Raw genomic sequence first — 19,467 nt, 5'->3', positions numbered from 1 at the left:
ACCGCCTGTCGGTATTTTTTCTTGAGGCTACGCAAAAGCCCGGGGGCCGGCAAGCGGGAACACCGCTTTGCCGCTACCCATCGAGGGGTAGGCGCCATCGGCCCTGCGCCAGGCGCGGTCTATACTGCGCTGGCACAGCGTACTGGCGAGAAGGCGGGAGGCCGACAGCATGCAGGGCATCACAGGCAGCTTCTACAGAACTCTGCACAGAACTCTGCACAGGACCCTGCCCGGGACGGCGACCGGCGCGATGATTCTCGCCACGGCACTGGCTCTCACCGGCGGCGAGGCCGCTGCCGCCGAGGCCGCCGACCGCGTGCTCCGCGGGGGCGCGGTCTACACGCTGAACAGCGCCGCTCCCTGGGCGGAGGCCGTGGCGATCCGCGGCGACCGCATCCTCTATGTCGGTGACGACGCCGGCGTCGCCGCTTTCACGGGCGCGGACACGGAGATCGTGGAACTCGGCGGGCAGCTGGTGCTTCCCGGCTTCATCGACAGCCATATGCATATCGGCAGCACCCTGCCCTACCTCGAGGCGGTCGGCCTGTCGCCGGACATGGCGCCCGCGGAACTGATCGAGACGATCCGAGCCCACGCCGAGGCCAACCCGGCGCTCGACCCGGTGCTGGGCTTCGGCTTCCTCGGCGCCGCCTTCGGACCGCAGGGGCCCACCGCCGAGGACCTGGACCGGGCCGTCCCGGACCGGCCGGCGATCATCATCGACGAGGGTGGGCACTCGGCCTGGATCAACACGGCCGCCATGGAGAAGGTCGGCCTCGACGCCGACAGCGAGGACCCGATCCCCGGCGCGCACTACTACAAGCGCTACCCCGACGGGCGCCCCACCGGCTGGCTCATCGAGGGCGAGGCCTTCGGCTGGGTCAGCGACGCGCTCGGCGTCGCCTCCGACGAGGCGCTCGCCCGGGCAGCCGAACAGTTCCTGCCGACACTCTCGGCCATGGGCATCACCGCCGCCTTCGACGCGGGCATGATCGAGGGCGGCGGCCGGCTCTTCGACTTTATGGGCGGCCTCGCCGCCGACGACCGGATTCCCCTGCGCATCGTCGGCTCGCACTACGTCAACAGCCCCCGGCAGCTGCCCACGGCGCTTGCTGACCTGGCGGCACTCCAGGCGCGCTTCCACGGCGAGTTCTTCGACGTCCGCGTGCTCAAGCTGTCCCTCGACGGCACCGTGGAAGCGCAGACCGCCTACACGCTCGAGCCCTACCTGCAGCCCTCGGGACACCGCGCCGAACCGCTCATTCCCATCGGGCCGACCAGCACGGTGGCCAGCGCGGCGGCGGCGCGGGACATCGACATCCACATGCACGCCATCGGCGACGGCGCGGTGCGCATGGCTCTCGACATGGTGGCCGCCGCCCGGGCGGCGCACCCGGCCACCGCGAGCCGCTTCACGATCTGCCACGCGCAGGTGGTGAACCCGGCGGACGTGCCGCGCTTCGGCGAGCTGGACGTCGTGGTCCAGTCCACGCCCACCTGGTACGCCTATGACGACATCGCCCTGGCGTACCTCGGTGAGGAGCGGCTGGGCCACCTCTACCCGCTGCGCTCGATCGCGGAGGGCGGTGCAAAGGTGACCCTGGGCAGCGACTACCCGGCGAGCTGGATCGGCCTCAACGGCCTGGACCCGCTCTACAACATCGAGATGGCGCTCACCCGCCAGCCCGCCGGCGACGCGGACTACCCGGTGCAGCCACCGAAGGACGAGCGCATCGCCCTGGCCCGGGCCATCCGCGGCTACACGCTGGACGCGGCCTGGCAGCTGCGGCTGGAGGACGAGATCGGCTCCATCGAGCCGGGCAAGCAGGCGGACCTGGTCGTGCTGGACGAGAACCTCTTCGACCTCGACCCCTACGCGATCCACCAGGCCGATGTGGTCATGACCCTGGTCGACGGCGCGGTGGTCTACCGCGCGCCCTGAAGCGCCGCTCAGCCCTCCGCGGGCATCACCGGCGGCGGCTGCCAGCGGCCGGAAAGCACCTCGCCACCGGGCTCGTAGAGGCGCAGCGTCAGCTGCACCGGCCCGGACGGCGGTAACGGCAGCCAGTTCGCCTGCGCGTCACCGGCCGGCGGCTCGGGCTGGAGAAAGAGCGTCAGGCCGCCGTCAGCATCGGGATGCAGCGCATCGGAGCTGCCAAGGCGGTGCCGCCCGCCCACGTCCGGCGGCAGGTAACCCTCCCCGTCGTAGACCGTCAGCGACCAGAAGGCCCGCGCCGGTGGCAGGCCGCCCGGCGGGAAACGCAGCCGGTAGGCGCGACCACCCCTCAAGGGGTCGCCGTTGCCGTCGCGGTCGGTCGTCGGGTAGACCGCATCCTCCGGCAGGTTCGCGCCGAAGCCGATCAGGGCGACGCCCGCGCGCAGCCGGTAATCGGTGCCATAGCGTCCCATGCCGTCGATGGCCAGGCGCCAGCCCGCAGGCCCGCCGGGCCGGTCCGACACCGCGGCGGCGAGGCGCCGGCGGCTTTCCTCCACGCCCCGGGCCAGCAGGCGCCGCGCCAGCCAGCCAAAGGCCTCCGGGGCGGGCCCGTCGCCGGGCTCGACACCGAGGCGGGCGAGGGCCGCCAGCGCCTCCCGGTCCGCCGGCGCGGCCGGGTTGTCTTCGAGCAGCGCCGCCAGGCGCTGGAAAAACGCCAGGGCCGGCAGCGCCGCCACCCGGTCCGGGGGCAGGTCACCGGGAACATCCGGCGCGGCCGCCGCGGCGGGCCAGGGCTCCCGCGCCGCAGCGGTGAGCGGAGCCAGGCGAACCCGGTCCTGCAGCGCATGGACCGCCGGGAAATCCGCCTCGCCCCGTGCGTGGATGCGGCCGAGAAGCCAGGCGATGCGTGTCGGTACGGCGATCAGTTCGACCCCGGCGGGTACATCGCCGGACCAGGCCGGACCCGCGATGAGAAAGCGCCCGGGGCGCCCCGCCAGGGTCCGCGATCCCGGCGAGGCCACCACGTTGCTCCAGCCGTCGAGCACCGGGAACTGGTAGAACCGATCGGGAACCGACGGCAGTTCGAGAACAAGAGGCCCGCGCGAGAGGTCCAGCCAGGCGATGCAGTAGAGCGTGTCGAGGTTGGGCCGCACGACCGCCCTGAAACCCGAGCCCGGAAAGTCACGGACGTGGCGCAGGGCGTTCACCGTGGCGCCGGGTACATCCTCGCCCGCGCTCCGTGCGGATTCGTCCATGAGCACCAGCGGATAGCCGAACAGGTACCCCCTGGCGGCCGTTTCAGCGAGGGCCCGGGGGCCGAGCCCGCCGGGGTTGGCGAGCGCCCAGCGATAGGCAGCGGCAGCGACAAGCACAAGGAGTGCAACGCCCAGAACCAGGGTGTAAAGCGAGCGCTGGCTGCGTGTCATAGCGGACCTCGGCTGACGGCCGCCCTGTAGCGGGACAACACAGTATCCCCCGTTGGCGTGCGCAGACGCCAGTCTACCCCGATGCCGGCCGGGCGTCCTTTTTGCCGCCCGGCGCGTAGGAAGGGCATGACTTCAGGCAAGAACGCGCAGGAAAGGACACGGCACGGCGCGGCGCAGGGCGCGGCCGCGCCGCGCCCTGGCCTCCTCGCGGCCTACGGCGCCCTCGCTTTTCCCCTGGCTGCGGGCTTCATCGCGCTCCAGGTGATCGTACCCACCTACTACGCCCAGGTGCTGGGCCTGAGCCTCAGTGCCGTCGGCGGCATCCTCCTGGTGGCCCGTCTCTGGGACCTGGTAACGGACCCGGTCGTGGGTTTTCTCTCCGACCGCACGCCGCCACGGCTGGGCCGGCGCCGGGTGTGGGTCGCGGCCAGCGCGCCGCTGCTGGCCGTGGCCGCCTGGTACCTGTTCAACCCGGCCCCCGGCGTCGGCAACGGCTACCTGTTCTGGTGGGGTATCGCCATCTACATCGCCGGCACCTTCGCCGTGGTGCCCATGAACGCCTGGGGCGCCGAGCTCACCGCCGATTACCACCAGCGGGCGCGGATCACCGGGGCGCGCACTTTTTTCGGCCTGCTCGGCACCCTGAGCGGCCTGCTGCTCATCGACAACACGGACAACGATACGCTGGCGGACTCCCTGCGCGCCATCGGCCTGCTGCTGATCATCGGCCTTGCCGTGGTCGTGCCGTGGGCGCTCTGGCGGGTCCCGGACCGGTCCCCGGTGACCGGCGGCGGCAACAGCCTGCGCGGCGCCTGGGCGCTGCTTCGCCAGCCCTCGCCCTTCCGGCGCCTGCTGCTGGCCTTCCTGGTGAACGGCACGGCCAACGCGATCCCTGCGACCCTGTTCCTGCTCTACGTGACCCACGTCCTCGAGCGCCCGGGCATCGCCGGGCCCGTGCTGTTCCTGTATTTTGCGGCGAGTGCCGTCTCCATACCGGCCTGGGTAGCCGTCGCCCGGCGCGTCGGCAAGCACCAGGCCTGGTGCGTGGCGGTCGTCGGCTCCTGCCTGTTCTTCGCCGGCGCCCCCTTCCTCGGCGCCGGAGACACGGCCTGGTACATCGCGATCGTCGCGGGCACGGGGCTGATGATCGGCGCCGACCTGGCGCTGCCCAGCGCCATCAACGGCGACCTCATCGAATGGGACGAGTGGGAGAACGGCCAGCGGCGCCCGGGGCTCTTCTTCGCGCTCTGGGGCACCGCCTCGAAGCTCGCCTTCGCCCTGGCCGTGGGCACGATCTTTCCGCTGCTGGACCTGGTCGGCTTCTCGGCCCAGGGCGGCAACAGCGACCAGGCCGTGCGCCTGCTCGCGGTGCTCTACGGCGCGCCGAGCATCGTGCTCAAGCTGGTCGCCGTGGCGATGATGGCCCGCTTCCCCATCGACGAGGCCAGGCACCGCGACCTGCGCCGGCGCCTCGCGGCGCGCAGGGAGCGCAGCTAGCGTCGGCGCAGCACGCGCATGCCGAGCCCGCCCAGGGCGGCGACCAGGGCGAGCCACAGCGCAGCTGGGTAAGGCACGGGGCGGGCCGATGCCCAGCCGGCACCCACCGGATCGACAATCACGCCGTTGGCGCTGCCGTCCGAATCACCGACACCGCCGTCGGTCAGCGTGATCACAAGCCGGTTGCCCTCGATCGATGCATTGCCATCGAACCGATACCAGGCCGGCCCACCACCCCCCGGCGGTTCACCGTATTTCCAGACCTCGGCGCCGGCCGGCAGTTCTGAATCGTAGCTGATGGTCACTTGCGCGCTGCCACCGACGGCACCGCCGTCGAGGCGTAACTCGGCCAGGCCCAGGGGGAAATCAACGCCTGAAGGCAGGCCATCGAGGGACGGATGTCCCGGGAAGAGCACGCGTGTGCCGCTGTCCTGCACGCTCCAGCCCGCGCCCGCCGTCACCGCGAAGGTGGCACCGCTGTTTTCACAGGCCGCCTGCCCGGGCTCGCGGGTGGTCGTGCCCGCGGGGCACTGCAGAGCCGTCGTAGCACCGGCGCTAGCGACGAAAAAGCCCACCGGTGCGGGCTCGGGCGTGGCCGCGCCGGCGCTGGCCACAAAGGTGCCGGGCGGTGCATCGAGGCAGGCACTCGAGCCGGCGGTCGCCGTGTAGCTACCGGCGGGGCACAGCGTAGCCGCCTGCTGGCCGGTACTGGCGACAAAACTGCCCGCCGGGGCCAGCGTACAGGCCGAAGCGCCACTGTTCGCGGAAAACGCCCCCTCCGGGCAGTCGCTCGGGGCCGTCTGGCCCGCGCTGGCGATGAAGCTGCCCGCCGGGGCCAGGGTGCAGGCGGACTGCCCGGGGGTGCTGGTAAAGCTGCCCGGCGCGCACGCCGTGGCCGCCGTGCTGCCGGCGAGGGCAAAACTGCCGGCCGGCACATCGCTGCAGGCAGTCGCACCCGGGGTAGCGGAAAAGGTACCCGCGGGACAGAGCGTGGCCGCCTGCTGGCCGGTAGTGGCGACAAAACTGCCCGCCGGCGCCAGCGTACAGGCCGAGGCGCCGCTGTTCGCGGAAAACGCCCCCTCCGGGCAATCGCTCGCGGCCGTCTGGCCCGCGCTGGCGATGAAGGTACCCGCCGGGGACAGGGTGCAGGCGGACTGCCCGGGGGTGCTGGTAAAGCTGCCCGGCGCACACGCCGTGGCCGCCGTGCTGCCGGCGAGGGCAAAACTGCCGGCCGGCACATCGCTGCAGGCAGTCGCACCCGGGGTAGCGGAAAAGGTACCCGCGGGACAGAGCGTGGCCGCCTGCTGGCCGGTACTGGCGACAAAACTGCCCGCCGGCGCCAGCGTACAGGCCGAGGCGCCGCTGTTCGCGGAAAACGCCCCCTCCGGGCAATCGCTCGCGGCCGTCTGGCCCGCGCTGGCGATGAAGGTACCCGCCGGGGCCAGGGTGCAGGCGGATTGCCCCGCGGTGGCCGTGAAACGACCGGCCGGACAGAGCGTGGCGGCGGTCACCGCGCCGCCGGTCGAAAAAGAGCCCGCGGGCGCATCCACGCAGCTGCTACCGTCGTCGTACTGCCCCGCGGGGCAGGTCTGTGCCCCGGCGGGGCTGGCATGATGCAGCGCTGCGAGGGCGACAACCAGCGGTGTCAGGGCAAAGGCGGGCTGGCGGTGGGACTGCATCGCGCGTACTCTTCTTCGTTGTTTTCGGCAGCCATACTAGGCCATGGACGGTTTGAGGCAAAGAGGCGCCGCAGACGACCTTGCGCTCGCCTCGTCCCGGGAGCGGGTCGGTGACCACGACGCCGCAGCCCGCATTTACGAACGGCTCCTGGCAGCGGATCCGGGCGATGTCGCCCTGCGTACCCGGCTGGCGGTCGCGCTGCTCGCGGCCGGCCAGCTGGCTCGCGGCGAGCAGGAGGCCAACAGGGCCTGGTCGCTCGGGGCCGGCATGCCGGCGACAGCTGACCTTCCCCGCCGCGCCGGGCTCGAGCTCTTCGGCCGCGGCTATCGCGAGCAGGCCCGGCCCTGGCTCCGCCTGGCCCGGACACACTCACCGGCGGACCGAGCGCTGCGCGATGCATGGGAGCGCTGCCAGGCGCCGGCCTACCTGGCGCCCGAGGTCTACGACCCCGTCGCCGGGGAGACCCTCCTCCGCTATGCCCCTCGCGAGGCGGACCGTTACGTCTACGCCATCGATATCGTCGGCACCTGCAACCTGCGTTGCCCCAGCTGCCCGGTTGCCAACAGCGACGACAGCCATCGCCCCAAGGGCACTATGCCGGAGCCGCTGTTTCTCGACATCCTGGCCAAGGTGAAACGCGAAGCTCCCGGCGGGCGCGCCGCCGTCTGGCTCTACAACTGGGGCGAGCCGCTCCTCCATCCGGCTCTGGACCGGATCATCGGCGCGGTCCGCGGGGCGGGGCTGCCCAGCATGATTTCCACCAACCTGAACTACGACCGGGGGCTGGAGCGCCTTGCCGGAAACCTGCCCGACGTGATCAAGGTGTCGCTCTCTGGCTGGCACCCGGACAGCTACCAGCGCTCGCACACCGGCGGCGACATCGACCGGGTCAAGCACAACCTGGAACGCCTGCGCGCAATCGTTGCAGAAAGCCCGCGGCCATGCCGCGTCTGGGTCGGACAGCACCTGTACCGGCACAACTACCATGAGCGCGACGAGGTCCGGAGCGCCTGCGAGGCACTCGGCTTCGAGTGGCAGCCGGTGCAGGCCTTCTGGCAGCCGCTGGAAAAGCTCCTGCAGCTGGTGGAGGGCCGGAACATCGCCGACCCGCTCTACGGAGAACTGCTCGTCGACCCGGTACGCAATGCCGAGCATGTCCGGCGCCACCGCCGCAAGGCCTATGATTGCGAACTCCGCTTCAACCAGACCGTGATCAACGTCGACGGCAGTGTCTCCCTGTGTTGCGCGACCTATGCGCCGGAAAACCGCATCGCGGGGAGCTTCCTCACCACGGCGCACGAGGACCTTGAGGCGGCGCGCTACCGGCATGCCCTCTGCGGACGCTGCCGCGGCGCGGGGCTCGACTACTCCATCAGCGAGCTGCCCGAAACCATCGTGGCCAGCCGATGAACAGGGATGAGGCCCTCGCCGCCGCGGAAGCACAGTTCGGCGCCGGCGACCGGCAGGCTGCAGCAGAAACGCTGGACCGGCTGCTCGCCCGCGAACCGGACTGTGTGGCGGCGCTGTGCAACCGGGGCTATCTCGCACACCTGGCAGGAGAGCCGTTCGCAGAGACCATGCTGCGGCAGGCCGCAAGCCGCGATCCGACGCACGCACCGACGCAGAACAACCTGGGGCTCACGCTGCAACACGCCGGCAAGCTGGATCAGGCCGAAACCTGCTACCGGGAGGCACACCGCCTCGCGCCCGGTGACGGCGCGTTCCTTTCCAACCAGGCCGGTGTCCTGCGCCTGCGCGGGGCCCTGGGAGAGGCCACCGCTCTCGCCCAGCAGGCGCTGGGCCTCGCCCCCGGCAGCCCCGACACGTGGAACAGCTGGGGCATGCTGCGCCTGGATGCAGCCGATACCACGACCGCCCGGGCTGCATTCCTCGCCGCCTGGGAGAAGGACAGCTCCCGCCTGGACCTCCTCTCGAACCACGCCATGGCGACGCTTTATGACCCCGTGCTCGCTAGCGCCGACCTGCGTGCCGCGGCAGCGCGCTTCGGAGACGTCCTGCCGGTGCCCCCGTTACCCCGCGATGCCCGCACCGAGCCCCGGCGCATCGCCTTCCTCTCCGCGGACTTCTACCAGCATCCGGTGGGCTCCATCCTGGCGCCGCTGCTGCCGGCGCTGCAGGCCCGCGGCTGCGAGCTCTTCTTCTACGCCGACGGCGCGCGCCGCGACGGCACCAGCGGGCGCATCGCGGCCTGCGGTCACTGGCGGGACACCGCGCGGCTTGACGACCGTGAGCTGGCGATGCGGATTGCCGCCGACAGGCCGGACGCCCTGGTCGACCTCGCCGGACACAGCGCCGGGAACCGCCAGCGGACCCTGGCCCTGCGCCCCGCCCCGCTGCAGGTGAGCTGGCTCGGTTACCCCGGGCCGGTCGGCAACCCGGCGCTGGCGGCCAGCCTGCTGGGCCGCCGACTGCTTGCCGACGGCGCCGCGTGCTTCTTCCCTGAGCCCGTGGTCGCCGTCGACGCACCGCCGCTGCTGCTCCCGGACCTCCCCGCCGACCCGCCGGTGCAGCCGCCGCCCGCCCTCCGGCGCCGCGCTGTCACCTTCGGCAGCTTCAACAACAGCGCGAAGCTGAACGACGACTGCCTGGCACTGTGGGCGCGGCTCCTCGCGACCGTGACAGACAGCGAACTGTTCATCAAGCACCGCCACGGCGCCGACCCCCGCTACCAGGCCCATGTGCGCGAGCTGTTTGCCGCCCACGGCATCGCAGGCGAACGCCTGCGCTTCGCCGGATCCAGCGCGTATCGCGACCTGCTGGCCAGCTACGGCGAAATCGATATCATGCTGGACAGCTACCCGTTCACGGGCGGGATGACAACGCTGGAGGCCCTCTGGATGGGGGTGCCGGTGGTTTCGCTCTACGGCCTCCGTCCGGTCAGCCGCCAGGGGCTCGCGCTGCTGGAAGCCTGCGGGCTGGATGAGCTCACTGCCGCCACGCCGGACGCCTGGGTCAGCGCTGCCACCGACCTAGCCGGGAACCGAACGGCGCTGCAGGCCCTGCGCGCGGGGCTGCGGGAACGGCTGCTGCAGTCGGCCCTCAACGACCGCGAGGCTGCGGCGGACGCGCTGCTGGCAGCGCTGCGCAAAGCCGCCACCGCGAAGCGGCCCACGGAACCCGGGGAGACAACCACAGCATGAACACAGCCACCGCACACCGCGAATTCTTCAAGGTCCGCTACCGGGATACGGACGCCCAGGGGCACCTGTACTTCGCCAACTACCTGGTCTTCGCCGACGAGGCCGCCGGCACCTACCTGTCGTCCCTGGGCTTCGACTGGAGCGACCCCTCGACGACGCCCTGCCTCGTCTTCACGGTGAACATCAATATCGACTACCTCGACGAGTGCCGCATCGAGGACACGGTGCGGGCGGAGGTCGGCTACAGCCATCTCGGCAACACGAGCGCGCAACTCGACTTCGCCCTGTTCAACGATGCCTGCGGCACGGCCCTGGCCCGCGGACACATCCGCCAGGTGTTTGTCGACCGGGGCAGCCGGCGCGCCACGCCCATCCCCGCGGCCCTGCGCGAGGCGATCCTGACACGCCAGCCCGCGCTGGCCGGCGGGTGAACGACCCCCTGCGCACCCGCGTGCGCGCCACTCCCGGGCCACCGGCAGGCGCGGGCCGCCTGCCAGCGCCCCGGCGATGGCAGGGTCGCAGAGGTCGTCAGCGCACCCTGCAAGCTGTACTGTAGCGACGACTGACGCCGCCCGCGCGGGCGGACCGCTGCCCCGGGAGCCCCTCATGGACAACTACCTGCTGTATATTCTCGCCGCCGTTCTCGTCCTCGGCGTGGGCGCGCAGTGGCTGTCCTGGCGGCTGAAAACGCCGTCGATCCTCGCCCTGCTCGTGCTCGGTATCGTCGCCGGCCCCGTCACCGGCGTGCTGCGCCCGGACGAGCAGTTCGGCGATCTGCTCTTTCCGTTCATCTCCCTCGGCGTCGCCCTCGTGCTCTTCGAGGGCGGCCTGACACTGCGCTTCCGGGATCTCCGCGGGCACGGCCGCACCGTCACCCACCTGGTGAGCTGGGGCGCACTGCTCAACTGGCTGCTGATCGCCGGCGGCTGCGTGGCCTTCGCGGGCTTTGCGCCCCACCTCGCCCTGCTCTTCGCGGCCCTGATGGTGGTCACCGGCCCGACGGTGATCAACCCGCTCCTGCGCACCATGCGGGCGCGCGCGGACGTGAGCCAGGTACTGCGCTGGGAGGGCATCCTCATCGACCCGGTCGGCGCGCTCCTCGCCGTGCTCGTCTTCCAGTACCTCGTTCCGGGCAGCGAGGGCTGGGTGGTCTTCGGAAAGAGCATTGCGGTAGGCCTCGTGGTCGGCCTTGCCGGCGCTTTCGGCCTCGGCTTCGTCCTGCGCCGGCACTGGGTACCCGAGTATCTCGCCAACGTCGTCACCCTCGCCTGGGTGGTGCTGGTCTTCGCCGCCAGCGATTTTGCGGCCCACGAGTCCGGCCTGCTCGCGGTGACCGTGATGGGCGTCCTTCTCGGCAACATGAAGGACGTCGGCGTGGGCGAGATCCTCAGCTTCAAGGAGAGCCTGTCGATCCTTGTCATTTCCGTCCTGTTCATCGTTCTCGGCGCCCGGGTGGACCCGCTGGACATCCTGGCCACGGGCTGGGGCGGGGTCACGGTGCTGCTGGTCGTGCTGCTCGCCCGCCCGGTGATGGTCTGGGCCTGCACCATCGGCGCCGGCTACAGCTGGCAGCAGCGTGCGCTGCTGTCCTGGGTCGCGCCCCGGGGTATCGTCGCTGCCGCCGTCTCCAGCCTCTTCGCGCTTCGCCTGGCCGACGCGGGCTACAGCGATGCGGTGCAGCTCGTGCCCTACACCTTCCTGGTGATCATCGCCACGGTCGTCCTGCAGAGCATCACTGCGCGGCCCGTGACCCGGGCCCTGGGCCTTGCCGAGGAAGAGCCCAACGGCATGCTCATCGTCGGCGCCAATCCGGTGGCCCGGGCGGTCGGCGACGTGCTGCGGCGCCAGGGTTTCCGGGTCAAGCTGGCCGACACATCCTACGAGGAGGTACGCGCTGCGCGCATGGCGGGGCTGGAGACCTACTACGGCGACCCGATCTCCTCGCACGCCGACCAGTACCTGGAACTTGTCGGCATCGGCCGGCTCTTCGCCATGTCCCGCCGCTCGCGCTGGAACACGCTGGCCTGCATGAAATACCGCGGCGAGTTCGGACCGAACCGGGTCTTCAGCCTGCGCAACGCCGAGGACCGGGACGCCAGCGAGCGCGAGCGCCTGCCGGAGGATTACCAGGTCCCGCGCATGTTCAGCGAGGACCTCTCCTACGAGAAGTTCGCCAGCCTGCTCGCCCAGGGCGCGGAGGTGAAGGTGATCAACCTCACCGAATCCTTCGACGTCGACAACTGGAAGGAGACCACGGGCAACCGGATGATCCCGCTGTTCTCCCTCGCCGAAGGGCAGAAGCTGCGCGTGTTCACCCAGGACGAGGAGCCGCCCCTGGACCCGGGCAGCAAGCTCATCGCCCTCGTCTGGGCCGCCCGGGGTAACGGTGCCGGAGAGCCCGCCAGCAGGGGCTGATGCCAGGAGGAAGCCATGAACCGCATCGACGTCGCCGGCCGGGCCGTCGCTCCGTCCAAGATACTCTGCGTGGGGCGCAACTACGTCCGCCATATCGAGGAGCTCGGGAACGAGATACCGGACCAGATGGTCGTCTTCGCCAAGCCGAACTCGGCCATCGGCCACCGCCTGTACGCGACGCGGGACGGGGAGCCACTCCACTACGAAGGGGAGATCGCCCTGCTCGTGGAGGGTGGCCGCTACAGCGCGGCGGCCTTCGGCCTGGACCTGACCCGCCGGAAACTCCAGGGCGAGCTCAAGAACAGGGGGCTGCCGTGGGAGCGGGCCAAGGCCTTTGACGGTGCGGCGCTGTTCGGCCCCTTCACGCCGTTCGACGGCTCAGTGAACAGGCTGTCCCTCCGGCTCACGATCAATGGCGAGGAACGACAGGCCGGCAGCGTCGGGCTGATGATCTACAAGCCCGCCTTCATCCTGGAAGAGCTGTCCCGGGTGTTCACGCTGGAGGACGGGGACATCGTCATGACGGGCACACCGGCCGGGGTCGGGCCCGTCGAGCCCGGCGCGGACTTCGAGGGTACGGTGTACGCCGCGGATGCGCCGCTGTGCAGCGCGCACTGGGCCGCCGAACCCTGAGCGCCGGGCCCAGGCCGGCGAACCCCGGCCGGCAAAGGACCAGCGAAGGATTGTTTCCCCGCGGCAATTGCAGTAGCGTGGGTTGAACTTCCCTGGATCGCGGCCTATGCGAGCGGTGCTGAAGTGCAAGCGATACTGAAGCTGGATCTCGCGGGCCAGCCCCGTGGGTGGATGAGCCTCCACGAGGCGATCACCGCCTACGCCCGGGGTGCGGTGGTCTACGGCATCGGCGACCTGCTGCCGCCGGTCTTCGGCGGCATCCAGCGCCTCAGCGGCGAGCGGTCCTTCATCGAGGTGCAGCCGATCGTCGCCCTCGACGGACGCGTGATCCAGCGCTTCACCCCGCCCCTGTGCAACCGCACCCTGTTCCGCCGGGACGACCACCGCTGCCTCTACTGCGGCAGCCAGTTCCCGCGCGGCGAACTCACCCGAGACCACGTGCTTCCGGTCTCCCGCGGCGGCTCGGACCGCTGGGAGAACGTGGTCGCCGCGTGCCGGCGCTGCAACTGGCAGAAGGACAACCGGACGCCGGAGGAGGCGGGCATGCCCCTGCTCGCGGTGCCCTTCCGCCCCAACCCCTACGAGTGGCACTTCCTCGCCAAGGAGCGGATCCTCGCGGACCAGATGGAGTACCTCTCGCGACAGTTCCGCGCCGAGCGCGCCTGGGCCAACTGAGCAACGCCGGCGGCCCGCGAACGGCCGGCCCGGCGCCGCAGGCCGCAAGGAGCCGCTAGCCGCGGTAGTAGCGCTGCGGGACGAAGGGCATCGGCGCCACCCGCACCGGCAGACGCCTGCCACGGACCTCGGCTTCAAGCGGTGTATCGATTTCACTGAAGGCGGCAGCCACGTAGGCCATGGCAATGGGCCCGCCGGCGCTCGGCCCGTAGCAGGCCGAGGTGATCACCCCCACTTCCTCGCCGGACGGGGCGAACAGTGGCTGACCGTCGCGCACGGGCCGCTTGCCCTCCACCCGCAGGCCGACACGGCGCCGCTCGGGGCCGGAGGCCTTGCGGCTGAAGATGGCACTGGCACCGGGGAACCCGCCCTCGCGATCGCCGCCCGGCCGGCGGGCCTTGCCCACGGACCAGTAAAGGCCCGCGTCGACGACGTTGGTCTTCGCATCGAGTTCATGGCCGTAGAGGCAGAGCCCCGCTTCCAGGCGCAGCGAATCGCGCGCCCCGAGACCCGCCGGCGCGACGCTCGGCGCCGCGAGCAGGCGGCGGGCAACGGCCTGCGCACGGGCGGCGGGCAGCGACAGCTCGAAACCGTCCTCCCCCGTATAGCCGGAGCAGGTCACGTAGCAATCCACGCCGTCGATGACCGCTTCCGCCCCCCGCAGAAAGGGCAGCCGGGCGAGGTCCGGGGCCAGCCCGGCCAGGACCGCGCGCGCGGCCGGCCCCTGCAGGGCGAGCAGGGCGCGGTCTTCCAGCACGGCCAGGGACTGCCCGTCCAGGCTGGCCTCGAGGTAGGCGATGTCCTCGGCCTTGCAGGCCGCGTTCACTACGAGGAAAAAACGCTCCTCGCCCCAGCGGGTGATGATGAGGTCGTCGCGCACCCCGCCCTCGCCGTTGGTGAGCAGCGCGTAGCTCTGGCTGTGCACAGCCAGGCCCTCGATATCCGCCGGAACCAGGCGCTCGAGCAGGGCCGCCGTGCCCGGGCCCTCGATCACCAGCTGGCCCATGTGCGATACGTCGAAAAGGCCTGCCTGCTCGCGCGTGTGCTGGTGCTCGCGGAGGATGCCGGCGGGATACTGCACCGGCATCTCGTAGCCGGCGAAAGGCACCATGCGGGCGCCGAGCTCGCGGTGCAGGGCATCGAGGGGCGTGGTCAGGAAGCTCATGGGCGTTCTCCGGGCGGGCAGGCGCGACACTCTACCCAGCCCCCCGGCCGCGAGGCAAGCCGCCCCCGGGTCCCGCATCCCTTGCCGTGGCGGCAGGGAATCGCATAATGCCCCCTGCCCCCGGGAACGAGGCCCGCCATGTCCAGCCGCCACAAGACCATCAGCCTCATCGGCATGCCCGGCGCGGGCAAGAGCACCGTCGGGGTCATTCTCGCCAAGCGCACGGGGCTCGCCTTTACCGATACGGACCTCGCCATCCAGGTGCGCGAGGGCGAGATCCTGCAGGACATCGTCGATCGCGTGGGCAACCCCCGCTTCCGGGAAATCGAGGAGGAGGTGCTTCTCGAGGTTCCCCTGGACGACGCCGTGGTATCGACCGGCGGCAGCGTGATCTACTCCGAGGCAGTCATGCGGCGGCTTCGCGCGGCCGGACCGGTGGTCTACCTCGCCGCGGACCTCGCCACCCTGGAGGCGCGGGTCGCCGCGAACCCGCTGCGCGGCATTGCCCGCGGCGCCGGGCAGTCCTACGCGGACGTCTACGGGGAGCGCTGTCCCCTCTACGAACGCTACGCCGACATCACCGTGGACGCGGCAGCCGGCAACGCCGATGCCGTGGCCGATGCGATCTTCCGGGCCCTGCCCTGACCCCGCCATGTCCGCGGGCGCGTCCGCAACGCGCGCTGCGCGCTGACCCGCCCCGCAAGCGCCGTAGCTAAGGGCCGACGGCGCGCTGGCATGCGCCTTGCTGTGACCCCCGCAGGCGGCCCGGTCTGCCACGCGCTCAGGGAGGAGCGGCGACAGGGACGTTGCGCGGCACCCGCCAGGGATGGGGCCGGGCCGCCTGGTTTCGAGGCCCAGGGGGCCGAAGCCGGGGGCGCCGGGCGCGGAAACCGGTTGTCCGGGGCAGCAGGCCATGGCCGGCAAATGCCAGCAAAATTCACTTTACTCGGCGGCCCCGGTGTCCGATATTCCGCGGAAATGGCGTGCTGGCCAATACCGGGGAGGATCTCTGATGGGTGAGCGCGAACAGGCGGCCGACCTCGACGGCCACGACGACGGCTTCGAGCCCGTCATCGGCGATTACGACGGCGACGACTTCGAGCCGCTGGAAGCCTTCAGTTCCCGGAAGCAGCGCCTCGCGGCCATGCGGCGGCGGGCGGAACGGCGGCTGGAGGAGAAGCGCCTGCGCGAGGAACTGGGCGACTACGACCTCGAACTGGACGACTACTAGCCGGGCAGACCGGCGGCACGGCGGCGCGCTTCAGGCGGGCGCGCCGTGCATTGTCTCCTGCTGCCAGTCGAATACGTTCAGCTCGATGAAGATGAACGCGAAGAGCCAGAGGAAAGCGTCCCAGAAATCCAGGAAGTCCCCCGCATAGCCCCAGTAGGCCGCCGCGAGAAACAGCACCCCGTAGACCCCGAACTTCAGGAACTTGTTGATCCGCATGATGTGATCGGAGAGGTCACCCCGCAGCTGCAGGCGCACCTCCACTTCGAGCAGGATCACCACCAGGATCCAGGCCCCGGCGTTGATCACATCCGTCCAGGCCAGCCACCGCGCCTGGCGCAGCACATCGGCGTCGGCGAGGATCTGGAAGCCGTTGATCTGCAGCGGCGCTGCCCCCAGGCTCGCGCAGTTCGCCGCCGTCAGCGGCGAGTACTCGTCGAGCTTGTCCAGCACGGACCAGGGCTCGGATAGCCGCTGGCAGGCGTCGAAGCCCTCGAGGACGCTGGCATCCAGGAGCGTCGCCAGCTCGGCCACGTAGCCGGTGAACGCGTAGACGATCGCGGCGCCGCAGGCGAGCCGCGTCCAGTGCAGCAGCCGGCGCGTCCAGCCGCGGATCTGCTCGTCATCCAGCACCCAGGTCTCGAGCTCGAAGAGCAGCAGCAGGATCACCCAGGCCGCGGTGTCGATGGTGGCCGCGAAGACCTGGACGACCTCGCCGAGGGCGAGGCCGCCGGTGAAAGTATGCTCCAGGGAGAGCAGTTCCTCGCGCAGGAACAGGTAGACGTTGAAGCAGAGCGCGAGATAGGTCGCGTACTTCACCGCCTGGAACAGGCGATAGCCGAGGCGGCTGTCGAAGAGGCCCCCGGTGAGAGTCATCGCGCCCGCTCAGACCTGCAGGAGAAGATGCTCACGCTCCCAGGAGCTGATCACGCGGTTGAACTCCTCGAACTCGTCCAGCTTCACGGCGGTGTAGGCGCGCAGGAACAGGTCCCCGAACAGGTCGCAGAGCGCGGGTGTCGCGCGCAGGTTGCGCAGGCCCTCCTCCAGGGTCCGGGCGACTTCCACGTCGTCCTCGTTGGCCGTGCCCGCATGGGGCTCCGTCGGTGTCAGCTGCTCGCGCATGCCGATGAGGCCGCTGGCCAGGCTCGCGGCGATGGCGAGGTAGGGGTTGGCGTCGGCGCCGGGGAAACGGTTCTCCACCCGCGTGTGGTCCGGCGTGCTGTGCGGCACCCGGAAGGCGGTGGTGCGGTTGTCGAAGCCCCAGTTGAGGTTGATCGGTGCGGAGATATCCGGGGCCAGGCGCCGGTAGGAATTCACGTTCGGCGCGTAGAGGCTGATCAGTTCCGGCGTATAGCGCTGCAGGCCGGCGATATAGCTGAGAATGGCCGGGGTGAAGGTGCCGTCGTCCTCGGCAAAGATGTTGCGGCCCGTTTCGACGTCGAGCACGCTCTGGTGGATGTGCAGCGCGCTGCCGGGCTCGATGCGCATGGGCTTGGCCATGAAGGTGGCGTACATGTTGTGCTTGTGCGCCGTTTCCCGGACCGTGCGCTTGAAGACGAAGACCTGGTCCGCGAGGCTCAGCGGGTCACCGTGGCGGAAGTTGATCTCCATCTGCGCGGCGCCGTTCTCGTGGATCAGCGTATCCACGTCGAGTTCCTGCGCGTCGGCGTATTCGTACATGTCCTCCACGAAGTCCTCGAACTCCGCCACGGCATCGATACCGTAGGACAGGCGCGCGGTCTCCTTGCGGCCGGAGCGCCCCGCCGGGGGCTCGAGCTCGTAGTCGGAGTCGAGGTTGCGGGCGACCAGGTAGAACTCGACCTCGGGCGCCACCACCGGCGAAAGCCCCGCCTCGCTGTAGGCCGCGAGCACCTTGCGCAGGATCGTGCGCGAGGCCAGCGGGTGCAGGTCCCCCTTGAGGTTGTAGCAGTCGTGAACGATCTGTGCGGTCGGTTCCCGCGCCCAGGGCACGACGCGCAGGGTGCTGACGTCCGGCTTCAGGAGCATGTCCGTGTCGGTGGGCTCGACGAACTCCCAGTGCTCGTCGGAGTACTCGCCGGTGACCGTCTGGACAAGAATGCTCTCGGGGAGCTTGGGCAGGCTGTCGTTGAGGAACTGGTGGGCGGGGATGAACTTGCCGCGGGCGTTGCCCGTCAGATCCGGCACCAGCACCTCTACCTCCGAGATCTGGTGCTGTTTCAGCCAGTCCCGGATGACCTGCTTTTCATCGTCCATGGATGCGTCCACTCGGGGGATTGACGGCAGTATCGCAGCACTTTTCGCGGGCCGGCAAGGGGGCCTAACCCCGGGGTGGTATCCTTGGCGCGCATTGTCACCTGCTAGAGTTCTGCCATGGAAGAAGGCCAGCCCCACACCGAATCCTGGTATGCCGCCAGTGCCAATCGAGACCTGTCCTTTCCCCGCCTCGAGGGCGACCGGGAGGCCGATGTCTGCATCATCGGCGGCGGTTACACGGGGCTCTCCAGCGCCCTGCACCTGCGCCGCCAGGGCTACAGCGTCATCCTTCTCGAGGCCAACAAGGTCGGCTGGGGCGCCTCCGGGCGCAACGGCGGCCACGTGGGCACCGGGCAGCGGGTCGACCAGCCCGAGCTGGAGAAGCTGGTCGGCGAAGAGCGGGCCAGGGCCCTCTGGGACCTCGGCCTGGAGGCCGTGGACACGGTCTGCGGCCTCATCGACGAGTTCGCCATCGACTGCGAACTCAAGACCGGCAACCTGCACGTCGCCTCGAGCGCGCAGGCCGGGGCCGACCTCGAAGGCGAGGCCGAGCACCTCGCCCGGCAGTACGGCTACGACCAGCTGCGCTACGTGCCACCGGCGGAACTGCCCGAGTGGACCTCCGCCCGAGGCATGCACGGCGGCCTCATGGATTACGGCGCCCGGCACCTGCACCCGCTCAACTACGCGCTGGGCCTGGCCGCCGCGGCACAGGCGCTGGGCGCCGAACTTTTCGAGGATAGCCGCGTCCTCGACTACCGGGAAGACACCGCCGTGCGCGTGCGCACAGCGCACGGCACGGTCAAGGCCCGCTACCTGGTGCTCGGCTGCAACGGCTACCTCGACAAGCTCGAAAAGCGCTGTGCCGGGCGCATCATGCCCATCAACAACTACATGCTGGCCACGGCGCCGCTACCCGAGGAAACCGCACGCCGGCTGATCCGCGACGACGCTTCCATGTCCGACACGCGCTTCGTGATCAACTACTGGAAGCTGTCCGCGGACAACCGGCTGCTCTTCGGCGGCGGCGAAACCTACACGCGGACCTTCCCGAGCGACATCAGGGCCTTCGTGCGCCCCTACATGCTCAGGATCTACCCGGAGCTCGAGGACACTGCCATCGAGTACGGCTGGGGCGGCACCCTGGCCATCACCATGAGCCGCCTGCCGGATCTCGGCCGCCTGTCGGCGCGCATCTTCTACGCCCACGGCTATTCCGGGCACGGCGTACCCATCGCCACCCTCGCCGGCAAGATCCTCGCCGAGGTCATCAGCGGCAGCGCCGAGCGCTTCGACATCATGGCCGGCATGCCGACGCGGCGCTTCCCCGGCGGTACCCTGCTGCGCTTCCCGGGCCTCGTCGCCGGCATGCTCTTCTACAGTCTGCGCGACCGCCTCGCCCGCTGACCCTGGCT

The 19,467-nt window shown here is 70.5% G+C and carries 16 protein-coding genes; 11 read left to right on the top strand and 5 right to left on the bottom strand.

What is annotated here, in order from left to right:
* Nucleotides 1-169: 169 nt before the first annotated feature.
* Nucleotides 170-1,942 (top strand): amidohydrolase, encoded by a 1,773-nt coding sequence (locus ACX93N_RS04890; RefSeq protein WP_459427274.1) that lies wholly within the window; start codon nt 170-172, stop codon nt 1,940-1,942.
* 8 nt (nt 1,943-1,950) lie between these two features.
* Here ACX93N_RS04890 and ACX93N_RS04885 read toward each other — a convergent pair whose 3' ends face one another.
* Nucleotides 1,951-3,363 carry a DUF1254 domain-containing protein gene (locus ACX93N_RS04885; protein WP_459427273.1) on the bottom strand — a complete coding sequence of 471 codons (1,413 nt, stop codon included), beginning with the start codon at nt 3,361-3,363 and terminating at the stop codon, nt 1,951-1,953.
* Between the two features lie 126 nt (nt 3,364-3,489).
* Here ACX93N_RS04885 and ACX93N_RS04880 point away from each other — a divergent pair, with 126 nt between their 5' ends.
* The gene (locus ACX93N_RS04880) at nt 3,490-4,860 is read left to right on the top strand and encodes an MFS transporter (RefSeq protein WP_459427272.1); all 1,371 of its coding nucleotides are present in this window, start codon (nt 3,490-3,492) and stop codon (nt 4,858-4,860) included.
* Here ACX93N_RS04880 and ACX93N_RS04875 read toward each other — a convergent pair.
* Nucleotides 4,857-6,539, bottom strand: a complete 1,683-nt coding sequence (locus ACX93N_RS04875) for a choice-of-anchor U domain-containing protein (RefSeq protein WP_459427271.1) — start codon at nt 6,537-6,539, stop codon at nt 4,857-4,859. The genes ACX93N_RS04880 and ACX93N_RS04875 overlap by 4 nt on opposite strands.
* 43 nt (nt 6,540-6,582) lie before the next feature.
* On the opposite strand from ACX93N_RS04875, the gene ACX93N_RS04870 reads away from it, so the two are divergent.
* The 6 genes from ACX93N_RS04870 to ACX93N_RS04845 all read left to right on the top strand — a co-directional run bounded on the left by ACX93N_RS04870 (nt 6,583) and on the right by ACX93N_RS04845 (nt 13,424).
* Complete coding sequence (locus ACX93N_RS04870) at nt 6,583-7,950, top strand: radical SAM protein (RefSeq protein WP_459427270.1); 1,368 nt, start codon at nt 6,583-6,585, stop codon at nt 7,948-7,950.
* Complete coding sequence (locus ACX93N_RS04865) at nt 7,947-9,701, top strand: O-linked N-acetylglucosamine transferase, SPINDLY family protein (RefSeq protein WP_459427269.1); 1,755 nt, start codon at nt 7,947-7,949, stop codon at nt 9,699-9,701. The genes ACX93N_RS04870 and ACX93N_RS04865 overlap by 4 nt, the downstream gene beginning before the upstream one ends.
* The gene (locus ACX93N_RS04860) at nt 9,698-10,132 is read left to right on the top strand and encodes an acyl-CoA thioesterase (RefSeq protein WP_459427268.1); all 435 of its coding nucleotides are present in this window, start codon (nt 9,698-9,700) and stop codon (nt 10,130-10,132) included. The genes ACX93N_RS04865 and ACX93N_RS04860 overlap by 4 nt, the downstream gene beginning before the upstream one ends.
* 175 nt (nt 10,133-10,307) lie before the next feature.
* On the top strand, nt 10,308-12,116 hold the full coding sequence (locus ACX93N_RS04855; RefSeq protein ID WP_459427267.1) for a cation:proton antiporter: 1,809 nt from the start codon (nt 10,308-10,310) through the stop codon (nt 12,114-12,116).
* 15 nt (nt 12,117-12,131) lie between these two features.
* On the top strand, nt 12,132-12,749 hold the full coding sequence (locus ACX93N_RS04850) for a fumarylacetoacetate hydrolase family protein (protein WP_459427266.1): 618 nt from the start codon (nt 12,132-12,134) through the stop codon (nt 12,747-12,749).
* Between the two features lie 123 nt (nt 12,750-12,872).
* Nucleotides 12,873-13,424 carry an HNH endonuclease gene (locus ACX93N_RS04845; RefSeq protein WP_459427265.1) on the top strand — a complete coding sequence of 184 codons (552 nt, stop codon included), beginning with the start codon at nt 12,873-12,875 and terminating at the stop codon, nt 13,422-13,424.
* A gap of 55 nt (nt 13,425-13,479) precedes the next feature.
* Here ACX93N_RS04845 and gcvT read toward each other — a convergent pair whose 3' ends face one another.
* On the bottom strand, nt 13,480-14,589 hold the full coding sequence (gene gcvT / locus ACX93N_RS04840) for a glycine cleavage system aminomethyltransferase GcvT (protein WP_459427264.1): 1,110 nt from the start codon (nt 14,587-14,589) through the stop codon (nt 13,480-13,482).
* 138 nt (nt 14,590-14,727) lie between these two features.
* Here gcvT and ACX93N_RS04835 point away from each other — a divergent pair, with 138 nt between their 5' ends.
* Together ACX93N_RS04835 and ACX93N_RS04830 are read left to right on the top strand one after the other, a co-directional pair.
* Nucleotides 14,728-15,234 carry a shikimate kinase gene (locus ACX93N_RS04835; protein ID WP_459427263.1) on the top strand — a complete coding sequence of 169 codons (507 nt, stop codon included), beginning with the start codon at nt 14,728-14,730 and terminating at the stop codon, nt 15,232-15,234.
* 367 nt (nt 15,235-15,601) lie between these two features.
* Nucleotides 15,602-15,820 (top strand): PA3496 family putative envelope integrity protein, encoded by a 219-nt coding sequence (locus ACX93N_RS04830; RefSeq protein ID WP_459427262.1) that lies wholly within the window; start codon nt 15,602-15,604, stop codon nt 15,818-15,820.
* Between the two features lie 30 nt (nt 15,821-15,850).
* Here the strand turns inward: ACX93N_RS04830 and ACX93N_RS04825 are convergent, their stop codons facing one another.
* Together ACX93N_RS04825 and ACX93N_RS04820 are read right to left on the bottom strand one after the other, a co-directional pair.
* Nucleotides 15,851-16,693: a hypothetical protein gene (locus tag ACX93N_RS04825; protein ID WP_459427261.1), complete on the bottom strand. Its 843-nt coding sequence runs from the start codon at nt 16,691-16,693 to the stop codon at nt 15,851-15,853.
* A 9-nt stretch (nt 16,694-16,702) separates the two neighbouring features.
* Nucleotides 16,703-18,052, bottom strand: a complete 1,350-nt coding sequence (locus ACX93N_RS04820) for a glutamine synthetase family protein (RefSeq protein WP_459427260.1) — start codon at nt 18,050-18,052, stop codon at nt 16,703-16,705.
* A gap of 117 nt (nt 18,053-18,169) precedes the next feature.
* On the opposite strand from ACX93N_RS04820, the gene ACX93N_RS04815 reads away from it, so the two are divergent.
* On the top strand, nt 18,170-19,459 hold the full coding sequence (locus ACX93N_RS04815; RefSeq protein WP_459427259.1) for an NAD(P)/FAD-dependent oxidoreductase: 1,290 nt from the start codon (nt 18,170-18,172) through the stop codon (nt 19,457-19,459).
* Nucleotides 19,460-19,467: the final 8 nt, after the last annotated feature.

The sequence above is a fragment of the Pseudohaliea sp. genome, from assembly GCF_054552115.1.
This window is presented reverse-complemented; position numbering and strand designations above follow the sequence as displayed.